This window comes from Arthrobacter sp. (assembly GCF_031179385.1).
GTDB lineage: Bacteria > Actinomycetota > Actinomycetes > Actinomycetales > Micrococcaceae > Arthrobacter_D.
The window spans coordinates 1-5,616 of record NZ_JAPSHV010000147.1; the positions used below are offsets into that span (position 1 = coordinate 1).

Here is a 5,616-nt window from a genome sequence, read left to right on the forward strand (position 1 = left end):
CCGCTTGAAAGGGGGTTGACGTGGCCTCGCTGACGCGACATACTCATCGTATACGATTTCGTACATTGATTTCTACACCTGATGTTCAAGGAGAACCGGCATGACGATGGAGTCTCAAGTCCAGGCAGCGGGCGCGGATCTGCTTGCCCGCACCCGCAAGGTCATCGCCGTCCACATCAACTACCCGAGCCGCGCCGCGCAGCGGGGCCGCACGCCGCAACAGCCGTCCTACTTCCTCAAGCCGCCGTCGTCGCTCGCGTTGGGATCCACGGATGCACCGGGCACCGTGGAGCGCCCGCTCGGCTGTGAACTGCTGGGTTACGAAGGGGAGATCGCGCTCATCATCGGTACGCCGGCCCGTCGAGTGACACCTGACGAAGCCTGGCATCACGTTGAGTGGGTGACCGCCAGCAACGACCTCGGCGTCTACGACCTCCGTTACGCCGACAAGGGATCCAACGTCCGATCCAAGGGAGGCGACGGCTTTACACCCATCGGCCCGCAGTTGATCCCCGCCGGTCAGGTGGACCCCGCAGCACTGCGTATCCGCACCTGGCACAACGGCGAGCGTGTCCAGGACGACACCACCGAGGACCTGCTCTTCCCCTTCGCCCAACTCGTGGCCGATCTCTCCCAACTCCTCACCCTCGAGACCGGCGACGTCATCCTTACCGGCACTCCTGCCGGCGCCTCGGTTGCCCAGCCGGGCGACGTCATCGAAATCGAGGTCACGTCCGGCGGCTATACCAGCGGCATGCTCACCACGCGGGTGGCGGAAGGAACGATGCCGTTCGCCGACTTCGGTGCCAAACCCAAGCCGGATGATGCCCAGCGCGAGGAAGCATACGGATCCCGTGAGGCTGCCGGCCTGGCTCCGGCGGATCCGGCCCTTTCGCCGGAGCTGAAGAAGAAGCTCGAAGGCGTCGCCACCGCCACTATTTCTTCACAGCTGCGGAAGCGGGGGCTGGACAACGTGAGCATTGACGGCCTGCAGAGCACGCGACCCGATCGCCGCGTGGTGGGACTGGCACGTACTCTTCGTTACGTCCCGAACAGGGAAGACCTCTTCAAGACTCACGGCGGTGGCTTCAATGCCCAGAAGCGCGTCATCGATTCGGTGAATGAGGGCGAGATCATTGTCATGGAAGCTCGTGGTGAAAAAGGCACCGGGACAATCGGCGACGTACTGGCCCTGCGTGCGCAGGTTCGTGGTGCGGCCGCCATCATCACCGACGGCGGTGTCCGCGATTACTCGGCCGTTGCCGACCTCGATATCCCTACCTACTTCTCGAACCCGCATCCGGCTGTCCTTGGCCGCCGTCATGTGCCGTGGGATACAGACATCACCATCGCCTGCGGTGGAACAACTGTCCAACCGGGCGACATCATCGTGGCCGACTCCGACGGCATCCTGGTCATTCCGCCGGCCCTGGCTGAAGAGGTCGCCGAAGACTGCATCCAGCAGGAGAAGGAAGAGGTCTTCATCTTTGAGATGGTCGAGCAGGGCCACAGCGTTGACGGGCTCTTCCCGATGAATGCTGAATGGAAGGCGAAGTACCAGGAGTGGGCAACGAGCGCGGAAGGAAAATCAGGTGACTGAAACCGCCGTCGCAGGTTCCGCCGTCGTGCGGGAAGCCGGTGCCACCAAGACCGGCAGTAAGTCCGAGCAGGCCTATACCTCTATCAAAGCGCGCATCGTGGAGGGAACCTTCTCCCCCGGCTACCGCCTCGTTCTGGCAAAGATTGCCGAGGATCTCGGTTTCAGCGTGGTGCCCGTGCGGGAAGCGATCCGGCGGCTGGAAGCCGAAGGCCTCGTCAAGTTCGAACGCAACATCGGCGCCACAGTGTCAGGAATCGACCCGACCGAGTACCTCTATACGATGCAGACCCTCAGCATTGTGGAGGGTGCTGCCACCGCCCTGTCAGCGCCGCTCGTCGATTCAGCAGCGATTGCCCGGGCGCGGACCATCAACGACGAGATGCGCGAATGCCTCGACCACTTCGACCCGGTTCGTTTCACCAGCCTCAACCAGGACTTCCATAGCGTCCTCTTTGAGAACTGCCCCAATCCGCACATTCTCGACCTCGTTCACCGGGGTTGGAACCGGTTGGCTTCGCTGAGATCCTCGACCTTTCGGTTTGTTCCAGGCCGCGCACGCGAATCAGTGCGCGAACATGAAACGCTGCTCCAGCTCATTGAATCGAATGCTGACGCCGACACCATCGAGCGCGCTGCCCGGCAGCACCGCTCCGCCACCCTCGACGCTTACCTCGCGCAAGCGCCCGCCATCACCACATAAATCCCAGCAGTCAGGAAGAGAACAATGACGTCTACCGTCCCTGAAACCAGCCACTACGTGCCCCAGGACCTGCCCACCCACATTCAGCACTACATCAACGGCAAGTTCGTCGACTCCGTCGGCGGCAAGACGTTCGATGTGCTGGATCCCGTGTCCAACAAGAACTACGCGACCGCGGCAGCCGGCCAGAAGGAAGACATCGACCTCGCCGTCGCCGCTGCGCGGGAAGCCTTCGTCAACGGTCCATGGCCGAAGATGAAACCCCGCGAGCGTGCCCGCGTGCTGAACAAGATCGCCGACGCCGTCGAAGCACAGGAGTCCCGGCTCGCCGAACTGGAGACGTTCGACACCGGCCTGCCCATCACGCAGGCAAAGGGCCAGGCCCTGCGCGCGGCAGAGAATTTCCGCTTCTTCGCAGACCTCATCGTGGCCCAGTTCGACGACGCCATGAAGGTTCCCGGCTCCCAGATCAACTATGTGAACCGCAAGCCCATCGGTGTCGCCGGGCTGATCACCCCGTGGAACACGCCGTTCATGCTCGAATCCTGGAAGCTCGCCCCGGCGCTGGCGACCGGCAACACAGTCGTTCTGAAGCCTGCCGAGTTCACGCCTCTTTCCGCATCGCTCTGGGCGCAGATCTTCAAGGACGCGGGACTGCCGGACGGTGTCTTCAACCTGGTCAACGGCCTCGGCGAGGAAGCCGGTGACGCGCTGGTCAAGCACCCTGAGGTTCCGTTGATCTCCTTCACGGGCGAAACCACTACGGGACAGACGATCTTCCGCAACGCCGCAGCCAACCTCAAAGGCCTGTCGATGGAACTTGGCGGAAAGTCGCCCTGCGTCGTCTTCGCCGATGCGGACCTCGACGCCGCGATTGACTCCGCACTCTTCGGCGTCTTCTCACTGAACGGCGAACGCTGCACCGCGGGCTCCCGCATCCTCGTGGAGCGGGCAATTTACGACGAATTCTGCGAGAAGTACGCTGCCCGCGCAAAGACCATCGTCGTCGGCGATCCGCATGATCCCAAGACCCAGGTCGGCGCGCTGGTCCACCCCGAGCACTACGACAAAGTGGCCTCGTACGTGGAGATCGGCAAGTCCGAGGGCCGGCTCCTCGCCGGCGGCGGCCGCCCCGAGCACCTCCCCGAAGGCAACTACATCGCCCCTACCGTTTTTGCCGACGTCGCGCCCGACGCACGGATCTTCCAGGAAGAAATCTTCGGACCGGTTGTCGCCATCACCCCGTTTGAGAACGACGACGAAGCCCTGGCTCTCGCCAACAACACCAGGTACGGGCTGGCCGCCTACATCTGGACGCAGAACCTCACCCGTGCGCACAACTTCTCGCAGAACGTCGAAGCAGGCATGGTGTGGCTGAACAGCCACAATGTGCGTGACCTCCGCACCCCGTTCGGTGGAGTGAAGGCCTCGGGCCTGGGACACGAGGGCGGCTACCGCTCCATCGACTTCTACACCGACCAGCAGGCCGTGCACATCACGCTCGGCACCGTCCACACCCCGAAGTTCGGCAGCGTAGAAGCCTCCGCCGCCAACGAGGGTTAATCCACCTTTCCTTTACCTCCTCGAAGAAGAAGAGAGAACACCATGACCGACTTTGTTCCAACCCCCACCGCTCCGGCTCCGGACATTGTGCGCTGCGCGTACATGGAGATCGTGGTCACCGACCTCGCGAAGTCACGCGAGTTCTACGTCGATGTCCTCGGCCTTCACGTCACCGAGGAAGACGAGAACAACATCTACCTGCGCTCGCTGGAGGAGTTCATCCACCACAACCTGGTGCTGCGCAAGGGGCCGGTAGCCGCCGTCGCCGCCTTCGCCTACCGCGTGAAGTCACCCGCTGAGGTGGACGCCGCCGAGGCGTACTACAAGGAGCTCGGCTGCCGGACCGAGCGCCGCACGGAGGGGTTCACCAAGGGCATCGGAGATTCCGTCCGGGTTGAGGATCCGCTCGGCTTCCCCTACGAGTTCTTCTACGACGTGGAGCACGTCGAGCGCCTCACCCAGCGCTACGACCTCTACTCCGCCGGAGAGCTGGTGCGCCTGGACCACTTCAACCAGGTCACACCCGACGTGCCGCGCGGCCGCAAGTACCTCGAGGACCTCGGTTTCCGCGTCTCCGAAGACATCAAGGATTCCGACGGCGTCACCTACGCGGCGTGGATGCACCGCAAGCAGACGGTTCATGACACTGCCCTCACCGGCGGCAACGGCCCGCGGATGCACCACGTCGCGTTCGCCACCCATGAGAAGCACAACATCATCCAGATCTGCGACAAGATGGGCGCGCTGCGTATCAGCGACCGGATCGAGCGCGGGCCGGGACGCCACGGCGTCTCCAACGCCTTCTACCTTTACATCCTGGATCCGGACGGCCACCGCATCGAGATCTATACGCAGGACTACTACACCGGCGACCCGGACAACCCCACGATCACCTGGGACGTCCATGACAATCAGCGCCGTGACTGGTGGGGCAACCCGGTTGTGCCCTCCTGGTACACCGAGGCGTCCCTGGTCCTGGACCTCGACGGCAACCCGCAGCCGGTCATCGAGCGCGAGGAGAAGAGTGAGATGGCGGTCACCGTCGGCGCTGACGGCTTCTCCTACACACGCAAGCAGGACGACGACGGCGCTGCCGCCCAGCAGGGCTTCAAGCTGGGAGCGCAGCTGTAACCATGCTGGATGACGCGACGATTGAAGCCATTGCAGACGAGCTGGTGGAAGCCGGACGAACGCGTACTCCCGTTCCCCGGCTGACCGCACGCTATCCGGAGATGACCGTCGAGGACTCCTACGCCGTCCAACAGTTGTGGCGTCGTCGTAATGAGGAAGCCGGGCGCACCCTGGTGGGGCGCAAGATCGGCCTCACGTCGAAAGCAATGCAGGCGGCCACGGGGATCACGGAGCCGGACTACGGTGCCATCTTCGATGACATGGTGCTGGAAACGGGCTGCTCGGTGGAGTGGGACAAGTACACCCACCCGCGGGTAGAGGTGGAGCTCGCGTTCGTTCTGAAGGACGGGCTGAAGGGCCCCGGCTGCACAATCTTCGACGTCCTGAATGCCACCGACTACGTGGTTCCGGCTCTTGAGATCCTGGACTCCCGGATCGAAATGGAGGGCCGGACCATCGTGGACACCATCTCGGACAACGCTGCGATGGGCGCGATGGTGGTGGGCGGCCGCCCGGTGAAGCCCGACGCCGTCGACCTCCGCTGGGTCGCGGCCATTCTCTACAAGAACCAGACCGTGGAGGAGACCGGCGTGGCCGCCGGTGTGCTGGACCACCCCGCTGC

General features: G+C 63.5%; 5 protein-coding genes. All 5 read left to right on the forward strand.

All coding sequences use genetic code 11. The annotated features are described in order from the left end of the window. Positions 1 to 100: 100 nt before the first annotated feature. On the forward strand, positions 101 to 1,600 hold the full coding sequence (locus tag RIF85_RS14235; protein ID WP_309072558.1) for a fumarylacetoacetate hydrolase family protein: 1,500 nt from the start codon (positions 101 to 103) through the stop codon (positions 1,598 to 1,600). Then, entirely contained in the window at positions 1,593 to 2,300 is a 708-nt protein-coding gene (locus RIF85_RS14240; RefSeq protein ID WP_375164434.1) for a GntR family transcriptional regulator, read from the forward strand. Before RIF85_RS14235 ends, RIF85_RS14240 begins: the two co-directional genes overlap by 8 nt. Before the next feature lie 24 nt (positions 2,301 to 2,324). Next, positions 2,325 to 3,863 carry a 5-carboxymethyl-2-hydroxymuconate semialdehyde dehydrogenase gene (hpaE, locus tag RIF85_RS14245; protein WP_309072559.1) on the forward strand — a complete coding sequence of 513 codons (1,539 nt, stop codon included), beginning with the start codon at positions 2,325 to 2,327 and terminating at the stop codon, positions 3,861 to 3,863. A gap of 42 nt (positions 3,864 to 3,905) precedes the next feature. Beyond that, positions 3,906 to 4,994, forward strand: a complete 1,089-nt coding sequence (hpaD, locus tag RIF85_RS14250; RefSeq protein WP_309072560.1) for a 3,4-dihydroxyphenylacetate 2,3-dioxygenase — start codon at positions 3,906 to 3,908, stop codon at positions 4,992 to 4,994. A 2-nt stretch (positions 4,995 to 4,996) separates the two neighbouring features. Continuing rightward, on the forward strand, positions 4,997 to 5,616 hold a 620-nt coding region (locus RIF85_RS14255; RefSeq protein ID WP_309072561.1), incomplete at its 3' end, for a 2-oxo-hepta-3-ene-1,7-dioate hydratase.

Bases quoted from the DNA above. Each gene is read 5' to 3' on its own strand.
- RIF85_RS14235 (WP_309072558.1), top strand. From the start codon at position 101: ATGACGATGGAGTCTCAAGTCCAGGCAGCGGGCGCGGATCTGCTTGCC.
- hpaE (WP_309072559.1), top strand. From the start codon at position 2,325: ATGACGTCTACCGTCCCTGAAACCAGCCACTACGTGCCCCAGGACCTG.
- hpaD (WP_309072560.1), top strand. From the start codon at position 3,906: ATGACCGACTTTGTTCCAACCCCCACCGCTCCGGCTCCGGACATTGTG.